The sequence below is a fragment of the Gemmiger formicilis genome, assembly GCF_016901605.1.
Classification (GTDB): domain Bacteria; phylum Bacillota; class Clostridia; order Oscillospirales; family Ruminococcaceae; genus Gemmiger; species Gemmiger formicilis_B.
In genome coordinates this window covers 1-243 of the sequence record NZ_JACJKP010000682.1, presented here as the reverse complement: position 1 = coordinate 243, position 243 = coordinate 1, and the positions used below count along the sequence as shown (strand labels likewise).

Here is a 243-nt window from a genome sequence, read left to right as displayed (position 1 = left end):
TGGGCGGGCTGTGCGCCTATCCGGTAGCCATTCTCTTTATGGGCCAGGCCGCCGGGGATATTGCCTTCTACGCCTACATTATCCCCTTCCTGGTATCCACCGCCGCCGGTTCCGTTCTGTCCGGCGTGCTGGTTTACGCTCTGCGCAGCACCGGCGCTTTGAACCGGATGCAGAAAACTCTTTCTCACTAAAAGGAAACGCCTATGTTTGCACCCCTGCTCCAGAATCTGCGGAACCGGCGGC

1 pseudogene is annotated in these 243 nt (G+C 59.3%); it reads left to right on the top strand.

Annotation, left to right across the window (positions count from 1 at the left end):
- Window positions 1–191, top strand: a pseudogene (locus H6B10_RS16465) (energy coupling factor transporter S component ThiW); the annotation flags it as partial.
- Window positions 192–243 lie beyond the last annotated feature (52 nt).